Origin of the sequence: Methylocystis heyeri, from assembly GCF_004802635.2 — a bacterium.
Lineage (GTDB): Bacteria > Pseudomonadota > Alphaproteobacteria > Rhizobiales > Beijerinckiaceae > Methylocystis > Methylocystis heyeri.
In genome coordinates this window covers 1109991-1128285 of the sequence record NZ_CP046052.1, presented here as the reverse complement: position 1 = coordinate 1128285, position 18295 = coordinate 1109991, and the positions used below count along the sequence as shown (strand labels likewise).

General features: G+C 62.9%; 19 protein-coding genes. 7 read left to right on the top strand and 12 right to left on the bottom strand.

Annotation, left to right across the window (positions count from 1 at the left end):
* The first annotated feature begins 45 nt into the window (after window positions 1-45).
* Entirely contained in the window at window positions 46-591 is a 546-nt protein-coding gene (locus tag H2LOC_RS05015) for a DUF992 domain-containing protein (protein ID WP_136495385.1), read from the top strand.
* A 24-nt stretch (window positions 592-615) separates the two neighbouring features.
* On the opposite strand, the gene H2LOC_RS05010 is transcribed toward H2LOC_RS05015, so the two are convergent.
* The 4 genes from H2LOC_RS05010 to rnr all read right to left on the bottom strand — a co-directional run bounded on the left by H2LOC_RS05010 (window position 616) and on the right by rnr (window position 6645).
* Complete coding sequence (locus H2LOC_RS05010; RefSeq protein WP_136495384.1) at window positions 616-1359, bottom strand: SDR family NAD(P)-dependent oxidoreductase; 744 nt, start codon at window positions 1357-1359, stop codon at window positions 616-618.
* Window positions 1360-1786: 427 nt separating this feature from the next.
* Window positions 1787-3187, bottom strand: a complete 1401-nt coding sequence (gene purF, locus H2LOC_RS05005; RefSeq protein WP_425487320.1) for an amidophosphoribosyltransferase — start codon at window positions 3185-3187, stop codon at window positions 1787-1789.
* Window positions 3188-3361: 174 nt separating this feature from the next.
* Window positions 3362-4075 carry a CvpA family protein gene (locus H2LOC_RS05000; RefSeq protein ID WP_136495382.1) on the bottom strand — a complete coding sequence of 238 codons (714 nt, stop codon included), beginning with the start codon at window positions 4073-4075 and terminating at the stop codon, window positions 3362-3364.
* A 278-nt stretch (window positions 4076-4353) separates the two neighbouring features.
* On the bottom strand, window positions 4354-6645 hold the full coding sequence (gene rnr / locus H2LOC_RS04995) for a ribonuclease R (protein WP_425487319.1): 2292 nt from the start codon (window positions 6643-6645) through the stop codon (window positions 4354-4356).
* Between the two features lie 269 nt (window positions 6646-6914).
* Here rnr and H2LOC_RS04990 point away from each other — a divergent pair, with 269 nt between their 5' ends.
* The gene (locus H2LOC_RS04990) at window positions 6915-7808 is read left to right on the top strand and encodes a ChbG/HpnK family deacetylase (protein ID WP_136495381.1); all 894 of its coding nucleotides are present in this window, start codon (window positions 6915-6917) and stop codon (window positions 7806-7808) included.
* 111 nt (window positions 7809-7919) lie between these two features.
* On the opposite strand, the gene H2LOC_RS04985 is transcribed toward H2LOC_RS04990, so the two are convergent.
* Both H2LOC_RS04985 and H2LOC_RS04980 read right to left on the bottom strand, forming a co-directional pair.
* A complete protein-coding gene (locus H2LOC_RS04985) occupies window positions 7920-9194 on the bottom strand; it encodes an ImmA/IrrE family metallo-endopeptidase (RefSeq protein ID WP_162009697.1) in 1275 nt (424 codons plus the stop codon).
* 149 nt (window positions 9195-9343) lie between these two features.
* On the bottom strand, window positions 9344-9808 hold the full coding sequence (locus tag H2LOC_RS04980) for a hypothetical protein (protein ID WP_136495379.1): 465 nt from the start codon (window positions 9806-9808) through the stop codon (window positions 9344-9346).
* Window positions 9809-10328: 520 nt separating this feature from the next.
* Between H2LOC_RS04980 and H2LOC_RS04975 the strand changes: the two genes are divergently transcribed.
* From H2LOC_RS04975 to tnpC, 3 genes are all read left to right on the top strand, one after another.
* Window positions 10329-10718 (top strand): transposase, encoded by a 390-nt coding sequence (locus H2LOC_RS04975; RefSeq protein ID WP_136495378.1) that lies wholly within the window; start codon window positions 10329-10331, stop codon window positions 10716-10718.
* Window positions 10715-11059 carry an IS66 family insertion sequence element accessory protein TnpB gene (gene tnpB, locus H2LOC_RS04970; protein ID WP_136495377.1) on the top strand — a complete coding sequence of 115 codons (345 nt, stop codon included), beginning with the start codon at window positions 10715-10717 and terminating at the stop codon, window positions 11057-11059. The genes H2LOC_RS04975 and tnpB overlap by 4 nt, the downstream gene beginning before the upstream one ends.
* Window positions 11060-11137: 78 nt before the next feature.
* Entirely contained in the window at window positions 11138-12724 is a 1587-nt protein-coding gene (tnpC, locus tag H2LOC_RS04965; RefSeq protein ID WP_246206786.1) for an IS66 family transposase, read from the top strand.
* Window positions 12725-12782: 58 nt separating this feature from the next.
* Here tnpC and H2LOC_RS04960 read toward each other — a convergent pair whose 3' ends face one another.
* From H2LOC_RS04960 to H2LOC_RS04950, 3 genes are read right to left on the bottom strand one after another with little or no spacing between them, the layout of a single operon-like run.
* A complete protein-coding gene (locus tag H2LOC_RS04960) occupies window positions 12783-12989 on the bottom strand; it encodes a hypothetical protein (protein WP_136495375.1) in 207 nt (68 codons plus the stop codon).
* A gap of 50 nt (window positions 12990-13039) precedes the next feature.
* Window positions 13040-13543: a DinB family protein gene (locus H2LOC_RS04955; RefSeq protein WP_154331577.1), complete on the bottom strand. Its 504-nt coding sequence runs from the start codon at window positions 13541-13543 to the stop codon at window positions 13040-13042.
* A gap of 22 nt (window positions 13544-13565) precedes the next feature.
* Complete coding sequence (locus tag H2LOC_RS04950; RefSeq protein ID WP_154331576.1) at window positions 13566-14336, bottom strand: Fic family protein; 771 nt, start codon at window positions 14334-14336, stop codon at window positions 13566-13568.
* Between the two features lie 138 nt (window positions 14337-14474).
* Between H2LOC_RS04950 and H2LOC_RS04945 the strand changes: the two genes are divergently transcribed.
* Together H2LOC_RS04945 and H2LOC_RS21475 are read left to right on the top strand one after the other, a co-directional pair.
* On the top strand, window positions 14475-14816 hold the full coding sequence (locus tag H2LOC_RS04945) for a type II toxin-antitoxin system prevent-host-death family antitoxin (protein ID WP_154331575.1): 342 nt from the start codon (window positions 14475-14477) through the stop codon (window positions 14814-14816).
* A gap of 47 nt (window positions 14817-14863) precedes the next feature.
* Complete coding sequence (locus H2LOC_RS21475; RefSeq protein WP_202620523.1) at window positions 14864-15145, top strand: hypothetical protein; 282 nt, start codon at window positions 14864-14866, stop codon at window positions 15143-15145.
* Window positions 15146-15190: 45 nt separating this feature from the next.
* On the opposite strand, the gene nadC is transcribed toward H2LOC_RS21475, so the two are convergent.
* The 3 genes from nadC to H2LOC_RS04925 are packed head-to-tail and all read right to left on the bottom strand — an operon-like array spanning window position 15191 to window position 18241.
* Window positions 15191-16060, bottom strand: coding sequence for a carboxylating nicotinate-nucleotide diphosphorylase (nadC, locus tag H2LOC_RS04935; protein ID WP_136495374.1), 870 nt, complete (start codon window positions 16058-16060; stop codon window positions 15191-15193).
* The gene (locus H2LOC_RS04930; RefSeq protein WP_136495373.1) at window positions 16057-17595 is read right to left on the bottom strand and encodes an L-aspartate oxidase; all 1539 of its coding nucleotides are present in this window, start codon (window positions 17593-17595) and stop codon (window positions 16057-16059) included. The genes nadC and H2LOC_RS04930 overlap by 4 nt, the downstream gene beginning before the upstream one ends.
* Window positions 17596-17599: 4 nt before the next feature.
* Window positions 17600-18241: a DUF4202 domain-containing protein gene (locus H2LOC_RS04925; RefSeq protein WP_136495372.1), complete on the bottom strand. Its 642-nt coding sequence runs from the start codon at window positions 18239-18241 to the stop codon at window positions 17600-17602.
* Window positions 18242-18295: the final 54 nt, after the last annotated feature.

The window sequence follows — 18295 nt, the reverse complement described above, 5'->3', positions numbered from 1 at the left end:
TTTGGGAGAAACAGCCGGGACTGTGCAAAAGTGGGAAAGGCCGACATGCGTGTTGATTTGGCGATCGCAGGACAATTTCTGCGCGGGGCCTTGCTGGTCGCGGCTTTGGCGCCCGCGGCTGCTTCCGCCGGCGGGCGGACCGGCGTGCTGCAATGCCGGCTTTCGGGGAACAATGTCTCGATTCTCGTCGAAAACCAGGACATCGACTGCCTCTACCAGGACAATGACGGCCTTCCTCCGGCGCACTATATCGGCAAGCTGACCAAGGTCGGCGCCAATGTGACCGTGAACGGGCCAGGGGAAGTCGCCTGGGGCGTGGCGGCGGCCACAAGCATCGGGCCCGGCGCCTTGGCGGGCGCCTATGCCGGTCCGAGCGCGACGGCCAAAATAGGCGTCGGCGGAGGGGGCGCGCTGCTCGTCGGCGGCTCCAGCAACACGTTTTCGCTGCAACCGATCGAGATCGAGGCGGGAACCGGACTCGGCTTCACCGCCGGCGTCGAAAGCCTGACCCTGGCTTATGTGCCCTATGCGCCGGAGCCGACGTTCACGCATCCGGTCAAGCGCCGCAAGCTGCGCCACGCCAAGGGGTGAACGACGGCCTGATTACGCCCGGCCTTAAGCCGGGCCGCAAAACTCCAGCAGGCGATCGCTGGGGAAATCATAGAGCTTGCCGCTTTCGCGCCACTCCGGCGCGCACAGCGGCAGGAGCTTCTCGGCAAATTCCTCCGGCGGCCTCACCGAAGACGGGTCTTCCCCCGGCATGGCCAGAGCGCGCATCCGCGTGCGCAGCGGCCCCGGATTGGCGAGCATTACGGTGAGGGAAGGGGTGGTTCGCGCTTCCGCGGCATAGGTGCGGGCCATCGCTTCCAGCGCGGCTTTGGAGATCGCATAGGGCCCCCAATAGGGTTTCATCTCAGCCCGATGCGCGGCCCCGGAAGTGATGAAAACCACGCGGCCATGCTCCGAGGCGCGCAGAAGCGGATCGAAAGCGCGGATGAGCCGCCAGTTGGCGGTGACATTGACCGAAACGACCTTGTCCCATTCCTTTGGAGAAACATGGGCGAGCGGCGTGAGCGGGCCCAGGATGCCCCCGTTTCCGACCAGAATATCGAGCCGGCCATATCGTTCGAACAGGGCCCCGCCCAGCCTGTCCAGCGCGTCGTGATCGGCGAGGTCGCAAGGGACCAGCGTAGCCTGGCCGCCGAAGGCGCCGATTTCGTCGTCGAGTTCTTCGAGTGCGCCCTGGGTTCGCGCCAGCGCCACGACATGAACGCCCTGGCGCGCGAGGGCGAGGGCAAAGGCGCGCCCAATGCCGCGGGACGCTCCGGTGACGAGTGCGATTCTTTGCGATGTGGTCATTTTGCTCCGCCGTCAGGCAATAAGAGTCCCATGCCGGGGCGATTGGGCGAAGGGTGCAAACCCTCCCCTTGAGGGGGAGGGTCGTCGCCAGGGCGCATTCCGCAAAAGTTGACAGACTTTTGCGATAAGAATGCGCCCAGTTTTTTGAGTTGGCGCGATTTCTTGTCGCTCGAACGTTTCCGTTCGAGCGGAAAGCGCGCTGGCGGCAGGGTGGGGTGATTTACGCCCCCAACTTGCGCCTTTATTGCCCCCACCCGTCGCGCTGCGCGCTCCACCCTCCTCGCAGGGGGGAGGGATGGAGAGCCCCAAGTTACATGGTTCTTCCCTTCATCCGTGAAGGCCCAGCCGTGAGCAGAAAAGCGACCCAGAGCCGCCTGGATCGCCACGTCGCTGCCTCTTCGCGATGACGGCCTTGGGACCGCCTCCGTCAACTCGCCTCGGCCAACAGCGACAATTGCGCCCGGTTCTCGGCCATCAGGTCGGTGAGGGGCGTGGGATAGTCGCCGGTGAAGCAATGATCGGTGAATTGCGGCTGCAGATTGTTGCGGCCGGGCTCGCCCATCGCGCGGTAAATGCCGTCGACCGAGAGAAAGGCGAGCGAATCGCTGCCGATCCACTGGCGCATTTCTTCGAGACTATGGGTCGCGGCGAGCAGTTTTTCCTTTTGCGGCGTGTCGATGCCGTAATAATCGGGATTGGTGATCGGCGGCGAGGAGATCAGGAAGTGGACCTCGGTGGCGCCGGCGTCGCGCATCATCTGCACGATCTTGACCGAAGTGGTGCCGCGCACGATCGAATCGTCGATCAATATGACCCGCTTGCCTTCGACCACCGAGCGGTTCGCGCTGTGTTTCAGGCGTACGCCGATTTCGCGCACCGACTGCGTGGGCTGGATGAAGGTGCGGCCGACATAATGGTTGCGGATGATGCCGAGCTCGAAAGGTATTCCCGCCGTCCGGGAATAGCCGAGCGCCGCAGGCACTCCCGAATCCGGCACCGGCACGACCACATCGGCTTCGATTCTGCGTTCTCGCGCCAGCTGCGCGCCCATGGCCTTGCGCACTTCGTAGACCGGGCGGCCATGCACGATCGAATCGGGGCGGGCGAAATAGATATATTCGAAGATGCAGGGCCGCATGGCCTGTTTCGGGAAAGGCTTTATGCTCTGCAGCCCCTCGTCCGAAATCACCACGATCTCGCCGTTTTCGACGTCGCGCACGAAACGGGCGCCGAGAATGTCCAGGGCGCAGGTCTCCGAGGCCAAAATATATTTGCCTTCGAGTTCGCCAAGCACGAGCGGGCGGATTCCCAGAGGATCGCGGGCGCCGATCAGCTTGTGGTTGGTCATCACCACCAGGGCGTAGGCGCCTTCGATCCGCTGCAGCGCTTCGATGAAGCGGTCGATCATCTTCTCCTTGCGGCTGCGCGCGACGAGATGAAGGATGACTTCGGTGTCGGAGGTCGACTGAAAGATGGCGCCGGCTTCGATCAGCTCTTTTCTCAAGCTCAGGGCATTGGTCAGATTGCCGTTGTGCCCGACCGCGAAGCCGCCGGTGTTCAGCTCGGCGAACAGCGGCTGCACGTTGCGCAGGATGGTTTCGCCGGTGGTGGCGTAACGGACATGGCCGATCGCTGCGGAGCCGGGAAGGCGCTTGATCGTGCTTTCCTTGGAGAAATGATCCCCGACCAGACCGAGGCGGCGTTCGGCATGGAACCTCTTGCCGTCGAAGGAGACGATGCCGGCGGCCTCCTGTCCCCGATGCTGAAGCGAGTGCAGGCCGAGCGCCGTGTAGACGGCGGCGTCCTGATGGTCGAATATCCCGAACACGCCGCAATATTCGCGAAGCCTGTCCTCATCGAGGTCGCCAGTGTGGCCCAGGGGCTCCAACGCGTCCGACGGCGAACCGTTCATTCTCCAATCCTCTCCATTCCTGAAGGCCGTCCGGTCGCTTCGCCGTCGCGATGCGCCGGGCCGCCTGAACTCACCCCGTAAACTTCAGCCTCACCGGGCCTTTCGCGTGTTCTTCCCTCCGGAAAGCAGCGCGTCGAGACGCTGCTGATCCGACTGCGCATTGGTTTGCGCGGATGTGTCCTTGGCGGCCGGCGCCTCGGTCCGCTTTTCGGCGCCCGGAGCGGCCGGTTCGGGCGTCTTGCCGCTGTCGGCCTCGTTCTCGGCGGGCGGCTCCTCGTTGTTGGCAGGAGCGGACTTCTTGGTTTTTATATTGGCGATCAGGGCGTCGATATCCTGCGGCACGAGGTCGCGAAGTTTTTCGCCGCCGGCTTCGAGAATAGGCTTCAGGCGGGCGTTGCGAACCCATTCCGGCTGATTGGCGTCGGGCGCGAGCCAGCCGTAAAAGACGAAAGCGACGACAGCCAGCAGAAAGCCGCGCACGCCGCCAAAGATGAAACCCAGCGTCCGATCGAGCGCGCCGATCTTGGAATCGAGAATGACGTCCGAGATCTTCACCGTGATCATGGACACCAATATCAGGCCGACCAGGAACACCGCCGCTATGGAAAGGCCCTGGGCGATATTCTCCTTGGGAACATGGGGTCGGATATAAGGCAGCGCCAGAGGATGGAAATAATAGGCGACCGCCGCCGCGGCCACCCAGGACACGATCGCCAGCACCTCGCGGGTGAAGCCGCGCAGCAGGGCGAGCATGGCCGAAACGAGCACCACGGCGATTACTGCCAAATCAAGATAAGACGGCATTTCAAGGCCTTTCGAGTTATCCTCCCGCCGGCGGGCTCATACGCCGGCGTCTTGCCCCTCGGCGCGGGGCCAAGCGCCTCGCCGGGAAAGCCTGATTCTCCGCATCTGCGGAAAAGCCGGGCTCGCGCGCTCGCGGCCGGCCTCAAACATGAGCTTCGGCCGGCGCGAAGACGCCTAGCGCATTTTTTGCGCGAACGAAACGGCCAGACCGCCCGATGGAAGACTTTGCCAATGTTTTTATCTCGCCTGCACGCGCCCGCGTCACGATGACAAAATGATCAGCGGCGGCGTGGCCGTTTCGTGGCGCGCCCCTCTGTTCTGTGGTTGATCCTCCCTCGCCCCGGCGCGCTCGAGGCGACCTCGAATCGCAGCGCGCCGGCGACCGGCGCGGCCTCGACCAGTCTGACCTCGATATGATCCGCAAGACGATAGCTTTCGCCGCTGCGCTTCGAAGTCAACGAGTGAGCGGCCTCGTCATAGGAGAAGTAGTCGCGCCCGAGCGTCGCCGCGGGAACGAAGCCGTCGGCGCCGGTTTCCTGCAGCCGCACGAAAAGCCCCGAACGCGTGACGCCCGAAATGCGCGCCGGGAAAACCGCGCCGATCTGATCGGCGAGATGGGCGGCGACGAGCCGGTCGACCGTCTCTCGCTCCGCCGCCATCGCGCGCCGTTCCGCGGCCGAGATGCGCGCCGCGATCTCGGCGAGTTCGCCGACCGCTATATCGGGCATGGCGCCGGAGCCGAGCCTGAGCGCGGCGATCAGCGCGCGATGCACCACGAGATCGGCATAACGGCGGATCGGCGAGGTGAAATGGGCGTAGCGCCTCAGGTTCAGGCCGAAATGGCCGTAATTCTCATGGGTGTATTCGGCCTGGGCCTGGGTGCGCAGGATGATCTCATTGACGAGATTCTCATGCTCCATGCCTTTCACCTTGGCGAGGATGGCGTTGAAACTCGCCGCGCGCACGGTCTGCCCTTTGGCGAATTTCACCCCGATGGTGGCGAGGAACTCCGACAGCGCCGCAAGCTTTTCGCGGCTCGGCTCGTCATGCGCGCGGTAGATCAGCCTCTGACGGTTTTCTTCCAGCGTCTCGGCGGCGGCGACATTGGCGAGGATCATGAATTCTTCGATGAGCCGGTGAGCCTCCAGCCGCTGCGGAATGACGACGCGATCGAAGGAGCCGTCCGGCTTGAGGATGATCTTGCGCTCGGGCAGATCGAGATCGAGCGGCGAACGCTTGTGCCGGGCGTGCTTGCTCGCCTCATAGGCGGCCCATAGCGGGCGCAGCGCGGGCTCCAGCAGAGGCCCGGTGGTGTCGTCCGGCTTGCCGTCGATCGCCGCCTGCGCCTGGGCGTAGCTGAGCTTCGCCGCCGAGCGCATCATCACGCGATGGAAGCTGTGATCGAGCTTTCGTCCGTCCTTGCTCAGGCGCAGCCTGACCGCCAGCGCCGGCCGGGTCTCGCGCGGGCGCAGCGAGCAGAGATCGTTGGAGATGCGCTCGGGCAGCATGGGCACGACTCGATCCGGGAAATAAACCGAATTGCCCCGCTCCAGCGCGTCGCGATCGAGCGGGGAGTGCGGCCGCACATACCAGGCGACATCCGCGATGGCCACGGTCACGACATAGCCGCCCTCATTGTCGGGCGCATGGTCCGGCGCGGCGTGGACGGCGTCGTCGTGATCCTTGGCGTCGGGCGGATCGATGGTCACGAGCGGCAGGTCGCGCCAATCCTCATGATGCGGGCTATGGGAGATGACGCGGACCTTCTCGGCTTCCTCGATCGCCTCCGCCCGGAAAACGTCGGGGATGTCATGGGCGCGCAGCGCGATGAGGCTGACCGCCTTTTCGCTTTTGACGGAGCCGAGATTCTCGCGCACCCGCGCCTTGCCGGCGCCGAGCCGCGTCCGCCCGAGCACATCGACCGAGACGAGGTCGCCGTCCCGGGCCTCGCCGCGGTCCTCTTGGGCAATGACGAGGTCGCGGCCGGCCTGTTTCTTGTCGATCGGCTCCAGCCGCCCCGCGCCGGTCTCGTCGAGGCGCAGCACGCCGATCAGACGATGGCGCGCGCGGGCGAGCAGCTTTACGACCCGGCCGAGATAGGGCGGATCATTGGGACCGGCGTCCTCATCCGGCTCGGTGCGCGTCAACGCGCGGTCGCCGACGCCGGGCAGGGGTTCTCCGGCCCGCGCGCGGCGTGGGGCGCGGATCAGAATTCTCGGCGCTGCGCCGAATTCGTCCTCGTCCCATTCCACCGGCATGGCGATGAGCTCGCCGTCGGGATCGCGCCCAATGATGTCCACCAGCGCGACCGCCGGCAGCACGCCGGGCCGCGTCACGCGCCGGCCACGTTTCTCGATCGCGCCTTCGGCGGCGAGTTCGCCCAGCAGGCGCTTGAGCTCGATCTTGTCGGCGCCCTTTATGCCGAAGGCGCGGGCGATCTCGCGCTTTCCGATCTTGCCGGCATGGCCGGATTTGCTCATGGCTTCCTTCTCGCGCGAAAGGAAAGCCAGAATGTCCTCGCGCGAGGGTAACGGGCGCGCTTCGGAATCGATATTTTGCCTTTTAGCCAATGAAGAACCTTCTGGCGCCGCGCCGGCGAGCCCGGCTGGCGCAACGCGGATTATACACCTTTTACTCGCAGGCCGCAGGGCCCGATATTTTCCGCTCTGACGGGGCGATTGACCTCGGACCGGGCATGCCGCAAACAGAGCCCGCCGGAGAATTTGCGGTTCGGATTGAACCGCAAATTCTCCGGGATTCCTTTGGTCGTGTTTTCTTCACGCGAACCGGCATCCACTTCGCTCGAAAACACTCCAGCCAGAAGAGGCTCGGCGGCGCGATGGCCAAAATCAGAACCGTAACCCTTTGCGCGGACGATTACGGCCTTTCATATGGCGTCAGCGCGGGCATTCTTGAAGCCCTGCGCGCCGGGCGACTTTCGGCCGTTTCGGTCCTGACCAACGGGCCGCGCTGGCCCGCGATGGGGACCGAGCTGCTGCGCGGCGGCTTCGACGCCGACATCGGCCTGCATTTCAACCTCACCCTCGGCGGCCCGCTCTCGGTCATGCCGCTGTTTGCGCCAAACGGCCGCTTTCCGGAAATCTCCGAGGTGGTTCGCGGCGCGATGCGCAAGAAACTGCCGCTCAAGGAGATCAGGGCCGAGATCGACCGGCAGATCGACCGCTTCGAGGCGGTGATGGGCCGCCCGCCCGATTTCGTCGACGGGCACCAGCATGTGCAGGCGCTGCCGGGCATAAGGGAGGCGCTTTTCGACGCCCTGGCCGAGCGCAAGCTGGAGGGCAAATGCTGGCTGCGCGACAGCGGCGACGCCCCGCACCGCATTTTTTGGCGCGGCGGGCCGGTGAAAAAGGCGCTGATCGTGCGCGGGCTCTCAAGCGGCTTTCGCCGCATGGCGCGCCGGCGCGGTTTTGTCGTCAATGACGGCTTCGCCGGCTATTCCGATTTCAACCCGGGGCAGGACTACGCCAGGCAATTCGCGGGCTTTCTGAGCGCGCCGGGGCGCCGGCACCTCATCATGTGTCACCCCGGCCATGTCGACGAGGATCTCCGCGCGCAAGACCCGGTGACCGTCACCCGCGAGCAGGAACTGGCCTTTTTGCTCTCGCCGAGGTTTGCCGAGATGCTGGAGAGCCGCAGGTTTATCCTGGGGCGGTTGTCGGTCGCGGCGGGGCAGTGTAACACAACCGCCGAGAAATCGATCGCCGCCAGATGAAAGCCGGGGACAGGTGGACTGTTACCTAAAAACGATCATCATTCTTGGGGCGAATGGGGTATTTGTTGAGCAGCAGTAGCGCACGAACTTTTTCTCTGAATGTAAACGACGTTAACGGCGTGTTAGGTTAATTATGCTCTCCATAATATCTTGACTTATGTTGTCTTCTGTTGTCTGAAGGAATGTCGCGGCTGTATCTCTCGATATTAACCCCTCCCTAAACGCTTGAGCAACAATCGAAGCGAATTTGCCGACTAACGCTGGTGGAATACCCTTGATTGGGAAATAGTCGATCGTAAAATCTTCTTGCCCTCTCATCTCATCAGATGGCTCGGGGAATTTGCTGCCACGTGGAGGAACTACCTCTACTCTTCTGACATTTCCAATATGTGCTGCAGCGGCGGTTACGCTGATGCCAAAGTGCTGAGCAACCTCGAATACAGCTGAAGGGGTAATCTCAGCGTGACCGACCATTTTGTCTACGGCAGAGGGCGGCGCTAAAAACGCAATCGCGAAAGCATTGGCTCGGATCTCCACAGGATCACGGCGGATAACGCTGTTATCACTGTACTTATCGACCGTTAAATCGCTGTAACCATCGACTGTCAAACGATTGAGCCTTTCTGCTGGATCCCACAGCATATGGCCAAGCTCATGGGCAAGCGTCATACGACGTACCCAAACGTTTCGATTACGACCTTGGATATTAACGACAATGCCGCGCACCTCGCCAATTGCGATTGTAGCGCCGGCGAGATTCTCGCTAAGTGTTGTCTGTACAAGTGGGATATTAAGCATGCTGGAGACCAGACTACGCATGCTTTTTATTGGCGGTTCCGGCGGCAGACCCAAAAGCTGACGCGCCTGTGCAGCAAGCCTATACCCACGTTCGTAGGTCGGGTATTCGTAATCATCATCGACTTGAAAGGTTTCCAAGCTCTTCGTATTTCGCTCGCCGATCATAGATAGGAGTGACGTCTGACGCCCAATTACCCACGCACTTTCCGCAAGCGCAGCCACCGTGGTCGAAGTAAGACGCGCATTGCCTTGGGGAGCAGCAAGCTCTCGAAGGCGCACACCTAGCTCCTCGGTACCCCCTTGGGTAGCGAAGCCCAAAATTCTTTCGTCAATTGCCAGCGGGCGGGCAAGTCGCTCCAATATTCGAATAGGAGAGACTTGGCCAGGCGTCTCAGCCTTGACGACGTCATTAGCATCCACCTTCGCAAGACGCGCGAGTTCCTCCGGTGTGTAACCGAGAGCATTACGGTGGCTCTGTATAGTCCGTGCTGGCTCGCTGCGCCCCGGCACTAAAGGGGCCTGTCCCTCTTCGACTGCGGCCAGAAGTTTTTCAAAGCCATAATTGGCGAGCGCCTCTGCTGCCGCCAATCTACGCCCCGTCGCCTCGGCGCTGGCTTCCGCGAGCATCGTTTGCCCCCGTACGAACTCTCGCCGTGATGACCTGGCTCGCTTCTCAGGGGTGTCACCACAAGACTCGGGACCAAACACTTTGTCCAAGTCAGCCGTAGAAAAACCGCTCATAGCGAAATCCATTTGGGGTCGGATAGCCCGAACTGGTGCGGACGATTGGTGTCTTCGTTATAGCCCATCGACCATACGTTATAGCCGGACTCCACAAAAGCACGTTCAATCGCAGCCATCTCCTTACCGCTCCGAAGCCGATACCGGCCCGAACACCCTGTGATCGCGATTGTATCCGCTTCAAGGAATACCAGTTCCCCGCCGACAAAAGCCCGGCCGCCACCGGTCAGATTGCTATGTTTGGTGGCACCGGCGCCTCGACACTTGCCGAAATCGCAAGCTTCGGGAGCATAGTGGACATTCTCTGTCGTCACTACCCAGAGATGCCGATCCCCGAATTCTTCAGGAGTCTCAGGCTCGGCTATGGGGCTTTCTATGGTACCGTCCACCCAACACATCAGCCCATCATCGGGCCTCATTTGATCGGCGTCACCAACGTACCTGCGCGCCTCCGAATTCATTGGCTGATCCGGCTGGTGGGCAGCACGGTATTTCCCGAATGCAGTATTACTACGCGTGTTCGATATCATGCGTAATTTAGCTCCCCAGCCCAATATCACTTAACTTTCAAGCTTTAGCGAGTCCGTTGATATCTTGCTAGTGGATAAAATCTAGCGCTTGGTGTCCTCGGCTGGCAGCGAAGTCGGCATAGTCCACCATTTTCGGTGCCGGGTTGCGCAGCAGTGTTTCGACGAGGGCACCAGCCAGCCCAGGTCGGCGACCGCATCGCACCGCTCCTCGTCGAATTACCAGCGCAGATAGAGCCAGCTTACGCCCTGCGCGAGTCCAATTAGCGCCCCGAGTGGGGTGCTTGTCGACGGCGTGCGCTAATGCCGATGAGCTTGCACGGCGAGCAGAGGAGCCGGAGGATCACGACCTTCGGGCGCAGTTCCGATGTAAGCGCCAAGGCAGCCCCGTGATGGCGGCGCATAGGTGGCCCAGCTATCAATAGCAGCACAATTTGTACTGCTGTGAGCATCTATGTCTGCGCCTATGCCTGGTGATAGAAGTTTCCAACTGATCGAAGCCGTGGTTGATCGTCTTGATGGCGCTCCGGTTTCTCGCCGTCGCCGGTGGTCTGACGAGTTCAAGGCACGAGCTGTTGCGGCGACACTGGATCCCGACGTGAATATTTCCGCGGCCGCGCGGGAGATGGGCATTTCGCCGTCTCAGCTTTTTGGCTGGCGCCGGCAAGCGATGCGCGAAGGTGCGGTGACGGCCTCGCCTACCGCTTGCGCGAATCCGCCGGATGTCGAGGGCAGGTCTGCGCCAACGGTGGAAATCTCCGTCGGCGCCACAGTGATCCGCGTCAGCGCCGACATTGGCGAAGCCGATCTGCGTCGCGTGATCCGCGCGGTGCGCTCGGCATGATCGCGTCGGGCGTGAAAATCTATCTGGCCAGCCAACCGGTCGATTTTCGCAAAGGCCCGGACGGTTTGCTGTCGCTGGTGCGCGATGTCGGCGCCGACCCGTTCAACGGCGCGCTTTATGTGTTCCGGGCCAAGAGAGCCGATAGAATCAAGATCGTTTGGTTTGATGGGACCGGCGTGTGCCTGTTCTCGAAGCGATTGGAGGAATCGCAATTTTGCTGGCCGCGGATCGGGCCAAACCAGGTTCAACTCAATCATGCCCAGTTGATGGCGCTGGTTGACGGATTGGATTGGAAACGGGTGCGTCCGGTCGACCTCAAACGCCCGGTCAGCGCCGGCTGAACGGTCGGAAAATCGGCATGATTACGTTGAAAACACGAGCGTTTCCACTGGATCTGTGCTTTAATCATCCTAATGAAAATGCTCGATTTTCCGCTTCCTGACGATGTTGACGCGCTGAAAGCGCTGGTCCGCGTCATGGCCGAAAAGGCGGCGCGCACAGAGGCGCTCGAAAGCGAAATCCGCGACCTCAAAGTCCTCAATGCGGCAGCTGACGAACGCATCGCCCGGCTGACTTCGATCCTCAAGGCGCTGGAGCGAAACCGCTTCGGCAAGCGCTCGGAAAAGCTGGGGGCTGCCGCGGCCGAACAGCAGGCCTTCGTGTTTGAGGAGATCCAGACCGGCATCGCCGAAATCAAGGCGGGGCTGGACAAAGCGGGCGGCTCGGCCAAACAAAAGCGGGCGCCGCGTCCGCGTAAGGCGTTCGCCTCTCATCTTGAACGGGTCGAGGTGGTGATCGAGCCCGAGGTACCCGCCGAACATCTGGGCAAGGAGAAGATCAAGATCGGCGAGGACGTTTGTGAACGCTTGGACGTCGAGCCGCCGCGCTTCCGGGTGATCGTCACCCGCCGCCCGAAATACGCCTTCAAAGACGTCGACGTCGATGGCGTCATCCAGGCGCCTGCTCCCGCGCGCATTATCGAGGGCGGCATTCCCACCGAGGCCCTGTTGGCGATGATCGCCGTCTCCAAATACGCCGACGGCCTGCCGCTTTATAGGCAGGAAGGCATTTACGCCCGCGACGGGGTCGAGCTTGATCGTTCGCTGATGGCGCAATGGATGGGGCGGCTTGGCTTCGAACTGGAGCCGCTTTCGGACCATGTGCTGTGGCGGATCAAGCAGAGCCCGCGCGTCTTTGCCGACGAGACGACGTTGCCGACGCTGGAGCCCGGCGCCGGCAAGGCGAAGAAAGCCTATTTATGGGCCTACGCGAGAGACGATCGGCCCTTTGGCGGCGGCGATCCGCCGATGGTCGCCTACCGCTTCGAGGACAGCCGTTCCGGCGATTGCGCCTTGCGGCATCTGAAGGGGTATTACGGCATTCTGCAAGTCGATGGCTACGCCGCCTATCAGCGGCTGGCCGGGGCAGATCGCGGCGAGAAGGCTTTGCTCCTGGCCTGCTGCTGGGCGCATCTGCGCCGAAGATTTTACGAACTGCATGTCGCCGGCAGCTCCAGCTTGGCCACCGCTACGGTCGAGCGGATGAAGGATCTCTGGTCGGTGGAAGACCAGGTTCGCGATCTGATGCCGGACGATAGGTTGGCGGCGCGCCGCCAATCCTCGGCTCCGATCGTCGCCGAATTGTTTGCGCGCTGGGAACGGGAGCTGGCGCTCATCTCGGGCAAATCCAAGCTCGCCGAACACATCCGCTACGCTTTGGGGCGCCGAGCCAGCTTGGAACTGTTCCTCGCCGACGGCCACGTCGAGATCGACTCCAATGTAGTCGAGCGGGCGATCCGGCCCCAGACCATTACAAGAAAGAATGCGCTCTTCGCCGGTTCCGACGGTGGTGGCCGGACGTGGGCAACTTTGGCGACCCTGCTGACCACCGCGAAAATGAACGGCGCCGATCCATTCGCCTGGCTCAAGCAAACCCTCGAGCGCATCGCCAACGGCTGGCCAAACCGCGACATCGAGGCTCTCATGCCCTGGAATTACGTCGCCTAAACGGCCTCGGCTTTGCGCTTACGTTCCGATAGCACATTGGTGTCGAGGAGCCACCCGGTCACAGCTCTACGCCGCGCACGGGCATAGGATCGCGCCGCGGCTCGATGTCGATATCACGGTAGGGCGACGCCTGCAGGGTGGCGATCAAGGGTTGGCCATTGCGCTCGCCCTTAAGACGGCGAGACTGCACCTTCATGGCCACGCTTGTCCGAGCCATCAACGCCAAGAAGCCGCGAACATGCGCGAGAACGACGGTATATTTCATTCTTGTTCAAAAGCTCGCCTAGCTTAAGGCATAAAAGCAAGCGCTCCGCGCTAGCCAGGCTGCATCATTATCAAATCCGTCCCGTGCGGCTGCGCGCCCGCCGCGGTCAGCATGGCGTGAACCTGCCCTCGATGGTGGGTCTGGTGATTGAACATATGGACCACGGCGAGACGCCTCGGCTTCGTGATCGTCCTTTGCAGCAGGCCCGAATACCAGGACAGTTCGCTCCCTAGCGCCGCCGTGTCGAGACTGTCGGCCCATTCGATCAGCCGCAGATCGCATCGCGTGCGGTCGTCCTTTAGCGCCTGCCAGTCCGCGCGAAAGCCGCTCGATTCATCGAGGCTGCATTCGGGCTGCGGGCCCCCGGCGAAGCGGCTCAGCCACATATGATCGGCCCATAGCAGGTGATTGAGCGTCGCGTGGATCGACTTGAAGAAGGCGCCACGGTCCTTGCGACGCTCTTCCTCGGGCAAGGCGTCCGCGGCGGAAAAAAGGTTTTGGTTCTGCCACTGATTGTAGCGCGCCATGGTTTGCGCAAAGGACGGATCGATCATCGGCTTGCCTTATATACTTCACTCATTCGCCCCCAGCGTTGGGCATAGGCGGCGGAAGCGCTTCCCGCAAAACGCTTAGATACTCCGCCAAAGTCGCGTCCAGGCGCTGGTGCATGAAAGTCTGGTAGGGAGCAGGATCGTCCGCCAGCGAAGCGCTTTCAAGGCTATCGAGATAAGCCTTGCGATCTTCGGGCCGCACCGCAACCGGCGGGTAGCCACCGCGGATCAAAATAAGATTCATCAAAAGCCGCGCCGAGCGCCCGTTGCCGTCGGCGAAAGGATGAATGGCGGTGAGGCGATAATGCGCCTCGAAGGCCGCCGCCGGCGTCACGGGCGCAGTCGTCAGCCACGCGCCGAACTCCTCCATGAGCTGGGGAATCTTGGCCGGGTTCGGGAAAACGACTGGGGAGCCCGCAATCCGGCGCGGGTTTCGGCTGTAAATTCCTGCAATCTGAGGCTGGCTGCGAGCGACGATGCGCCGATGCAATTCGCATACGGCGTTTTCATCGACGGGCGTGGTCGCCGCCGCAAGCTCGCGCATCCAGAGCAGCGCATCATAATGATCGACCGCCTCGAGGTGATCGCGAAGCGATTTGCCGCCGACAGTAATCCCGTGCTCGATGACTTCGGCCGTCTCGCGTAGAGTGAGGGTGTTGCCCTCGATCGCGTTGGACGTGTAGGTCAGATCGACGTCATAGTGTTTTTGCAGCTGCGCCAGGGCCGGCCCCGACAGCGGGCGCAAACGATCGAGCGCAGCCTTTTTTACGGCGATCTGGTTTAAAAGCTCGTCCATGCTTTGTTCTTATCGCGCGGCCGCGGCAAACGGCAAGGACAAAAACGCAAGCTCGAGTCGGGCATCATAATATGGTCGGCCAAAAACCTGCTTCATCTCGCCAAATAACCCGATATGCTGGATATTAAAGAGGTTCCCATGCGCCGCTTCACCACGGTCGAACTCGACAAGAACATCGGCGACATCAAGGCCGTCGCCGCGCGCGAGCCCGTCATCATCACGGAACATCGCAAAGACCGCTTCGTGATGATGTCGATTGAGGATTTCGAGCGGCTGCGGAAAGCAGGCGCTCCGCAGCGGGCTTTCGGCGCAGGTGAGACGCCTCCAGAGATCGCTGGCCCATTCCTGGCGGAAATCGACCGCGTCTTGGATACACCGGATGATTCAGCGCCGCGCTTCGATCGAATCTGGCGATATCATCCCGGCTTATCCTTATCTGTGGCTTCGGCAAAGCCAGCGCGGCGAGGAAGAGGGCCGTAAGAGCCCGTCCCATTTGCGTGGCGATCGCCAGTCGAGGCGGCGATGGTTTGACGCATCTCGCCTTGCTAGCAATTACCCGGACAACCCCGCGCGCCGATCAGCTCGCAGTGGAGGTTCCAGCGCTCGAAATCCGGCGCATCGGCCTCAGCGAATTCAAACAAGCCTGGATCATCGTCTCCGAATATAATTACGACATTTTGGAGCGATCGTTTTCTTTGGAGCCACCGGCTTCGCCGCTACCGAAACTCTCGCACAGATTTCTGAAGACTGTGCTGAAGGCGTTCCGCCCGATACTCATGGCGGGCCAGACCCGTGTTGATCGGCTATAGGCGAGAACTCGCGAGGCTTGCTGTTTAGTTACTCTGAGAATTCCATCACCGTGGACCGGAATCCATCTCTATATCCAACCCCAGATCCAGCACCCTGGCGGAGTGGGTCAGGGCGCCGATGGAGATGAGGTCCACGCCGGTCTCGGCAATCGCGGCGATGGTGTCCAGCGTCACGCCGCCGGAGGCTTCCGCCACCATGCGCCCGCCGATCAACCCGACCGCCTCGCGCAGCTTTTCTGGCGGCATATTGTCGAGCAGCACGACATCGGCGCCCGCGCTCAAAACCTCACGCAGCTGATCGAGCGTATCGACCTCGATCTCGATCTTGACCAGATGGCCGACGAAAGCCTTGGCCGCGCGGAGCGCCGCAGTAACGCCGCCGGCGACAGCGATATGATTGTCCTTGATCAGCACCGCGTCGTCGAGGCCGAAGCGATGATTGGCGCCACCGCCGCAGCGCACCGCGTATTTTTCAAAAGCGCGGAGCAGGGGGGTCGTCTTGCGGGTGTCGCAGACCTTGGCGCGGGTGTGCGAAATCTTCTCCACATATCGCGAGGTCAGAGTCGCAACGCCCGAAAGCCTGCCCAGGAAATTGAGCGCGACCCGCTCCGCCGAGAGAATTCCGCGCGCCGGTCCCTCTATCCTGGCGATCACGGCGCCGGCGGTTGCGCGGGCTCCGTCCTCGAGGCAGGGGATGAAGCTCACCGCCGGATCGGTCTGGCGAAAGGCTTCTTTGGCGAGGGCGAGGCCGGCGACGACGCCGGCTTCGCGCGCGGCGATCACGGCCGTGGCGCGCGCCGAAGCGGGAATGGTGGCCTGGGTGGTGATGTCGCCGGCGCGGCCGAGGTCTTCGAGCAAAGCGGCGCGAACCGCGCTCTCGACCGTTTGGGCGGGCAGGGCGGGAAGCTCGCTCATGGCGCGGCCCGCCTTGCGATTTCCTGCGCCTCGCCGAGCGTAAAGCGGGAGCGCTTCGCGAACGCGGCCGAACTTTCCGGATAATCGGAGCGGAAATGCGCGCCCCGGCTCTCGCGCCGGACGAAACCCGCGCTGGCGATGAGCATGGCGGTCGTCAGCATGTTTTGCGCTCTTGAGCTTTTGGTCTGCGCGCCGAGCCGGGCGATCCGCTCGAGAGCAAGAGAAAGGCCGGCGCCGTCGCGCACCACGCCGACATGGGAGGCCATGACGTCGCGAAGCTCCTCGATCACCGCGCCTTCATTGGGGTCGTAGCCAAAGCGAGGCAGATCGGCAGGGGCGCCGACGGACTGGTTCAGCGCGTCGCTGCACAAAATGTCGACGGCGACCCGCGCCCCGACGACCAGGGCCTCCAGCAGGGAGTTGGAGGCGAGGCGATTGGCCCCGTGCAACCCGGTGCAGCCGACTTCGCCCGCGGCCCAGAGGCCGGCGACCGTGGTGCGGCCGTTGGCGTCGGTGGCGATCCCGCCCATGTGGTAATGCGCCGCCGGGGCGATGGGAATCGCGTCTTTCACCGGATCAATCCCGGCGCCCATGCAGCTTGCGTAAACGGTGGGGAACCTCGCGGGGAAGTGCTCCCCGACCGCCGCCCTCGCATCGAGAAAAGCGCCTTTGCCCTGCGCGATGCTGCTGAACACCGCCCGCGCCACGATGTCGCGCGGCGCGAGTTCGGCGGCCGGGTCGGCGTCGAGCAAAAAGCGGCGTCCGTCCCGGTCGACGATCAGCGCGCCTTCGCCGCGCAGCGACTCGGTGGCGAGCGGCGCCGGATCGACGCCGATGTCGATGGCGGTGGGATGGAACTGAACGAATTCCGCGTCGGCGATATGCGCGCCGACGCGCGCGGCCATGGCGACGCCGGCGCCGCAGGCGTCGAGAGGATTGGTGGTGACCCGGTAGAGATGACCGACGCCTCCCGTGGCCAGCACGAGCGCGCGGCAGGGAATGAAGCGCTCGCGCCCCTCGGCGTCATGGCCGCAGATTCCGGCGACGCGCCCTCCGGCCATGACGATATCGTACGCCGTGACGCCCTCGATCACCTCGATGGAAGGCGTCTCGCGCACCTGCCGCGCCAGGGTCTCCATGATGGCGCGGCCGGCGACGTCGCCCTTCACCCGGACGATGCGGCGATGGGTGTGCGCGGCTTCGCGCGAGGGCTGCAGCAGGCCTTGGGCGTCGCGGTCGAAGGGCGCGCCATAGGCGGCGAGATCCTCGATGCGCGCCCGGGCTTCCATCGCGACGCCGAGAGCAATGTCGGCGTCGACGATTCCTGCGCCCGCAGCAACCGTATCCGCGGCATGGGTTTCGGGCGTATCGCCTTCCGAGACTGCCGCGGCGACTCCGCCCTGCGCCCAGGACGAAGCGCCGCCGACGCCGGAAGGCGCGAGGATCGCGACCGGGGAGGGGGCGAGTTTCAGGGCGCAGAATACGCCGGCGAGACCGCCGCCGACGATTAGTATTGGCGGATAGCTCCTCTCCATCGGATCAGTCGACCGCTACGGCGGCGAGGCGCGCCAGCGCCGCGGATTCTTTCTCGATCGCCGCGGCGACGAGAGCGAGCGAACGCGCGGGCAAATTCATCTCCAGCGCCGCCTTGTGGCCGCGGGGCGACATTTTGCATAAGGTCTTGCCGAGGATGTCGATGATCTTCTCGTCCTCATAGCCGGAATATTTGGCCAGGAAGTCGCCGAAATAGCACTCGAGGAACACGAGCGCGGCCACATTCTCCAGGGCCTGGGATTCGGGATCTTTCTTGAGCTGCTCTTTGCGGATCAAGGCCCCGACGTGGCGCGTTTCCGCTTCGTCATAGCCGTGCCGGAGCATGATTTCCGCAGCGAGCTCGGCGTGGTGGAGGCGGCACCGCTTGCGCCACTCGTTGTAGCCGTGCCTTCCCTCGGGGTAGTCGCTGCGCGCGATCTCCCAGCGACGCAAATGCTGCGCCCGCGCCGCGACGCGGAGCAGTTCGGAAGCCTCGGGATAGGTCTTGTCCAGCCTTTCGCTCATGCGCCGCGAATAGAGCTTCTCGAAGGCGATTTCCTCGCCGTCCAACTCGCATTTGCGCGGATCGGCCGCATTGGCCGCGTCGATCGCCGCTATGACGGATTCAAGGCGTGTGTTTGCGGTCATGGCCGAAGTCCCCGAAGCGTGATATCCGCCTTCCGCCCGCTGGCAAGATTGGAG

Bases quoted from the DNA above. Each gene is read 5' to 3' on its own strand.
- H2LOC_RS05015 (WP_136495385.1), top strand. From the start codon at position 46: ATGCGTGTTGATTTGGCGATCGCAGGACAATTTCTGCGCGGGGCCTTG.
- H2LOC_RS05010 (WP_136495384.1), bottom strand. From the start codon at position 1,359: ATGACCACATCGCAAAGAATCGCACTCGTCACCGGAGCGTCCCGCGGC.
- H2LOC_RS05000 (WP_136495382.1), bottom strand. From the start codon at position 4,075: ATGCCGTCTTATCTTGATTTGGCAGTAATCGCCGTGGTGCTCGTTTCG.
- H2LOC_RS04990 (WP_136495381.1), top strand. From the start codon at position 6,915: ATGGCCAAAATCAGAACCGTAACCCTTTGCGCGGACGATTACGGCCTT.
- H2LOC_RS04980 (WP_136495379.1), bottom strand. From the start codon at position 9,808: ATGAATTCGGAGGCGCGCAGGTACGTTGGTGACGCCGATCAAATGAGG.
- H2LOC_RS04975 (WP_136495378.1), top strand. From the start codon at position 10,329: ATGTCTGCGCCTATGCCTGGTGATAGAAGTTTCCAACTGATCGAAGCC.
- tnpB (WP_136495377.1), top strand. From the start codon at position 10,715: ATGATCGCGTCGGGCGTGAAAATCTATCTGGCCAGCCAACCGGTCGAT.
- tnpC (WP_246206786.1), top strand. From the start codon at position 11,138: ATGCTCGATTTTCCGCTTCCTGACGATGTTGACGCGCTGAAAGCGCTG.
- H2LOC_RS04960 (WP_136495375.1), bottom strand. From the start codon at position 12,989: ATGAAATATACCGTCGTTCTCGCGCATGTTCGCGGCTTCTTGGCGTTG.
- H2LOC_RS04955 (WP_154331577.1), bottom strand. From the start codon at position 13,543: ATGATCGATCCGTCCTTTGCGCAAACCATGGCGCGCTACAATCAGTGG.
- H2LOC_RS04950 (WP_154331576.1), bottom strand. From the start codon at position 14,336: ATGGACGAGCTTTTAAACCAGATCGCCGTAAAAAAGGCTGCGCTCGAT.
- H2LOC_RS04945 (WP_154331575.1), top strand. From the start codon at position 14,475: ATGCGCCGCTTCACCACGGTCGAACTCGACAAGAACATCGGCGACATC.
- nadC (WP_136495374.1), bottom strand. From the start codon at position 16,060: ATGAGCGAGCTTCCCGCCCTGCCCGCCCAAACGGTCGAGAGCGCGGTT.
- H2LOC_RS04930 (WP_136495373.1), bottom strand. From the start codon at position 17,595: ATGGAGAGGAGCTATCCGCCAATACTAATCGTCGGCGGCGGTCTCGCC.
- H2LOC_RS04925 (WP_136495372.1), bottom strand. From the start codon at position 18,241: ATGACCGCAAACACACGCCTTGAATCCGTCATAGCGGCGATCGACGCG.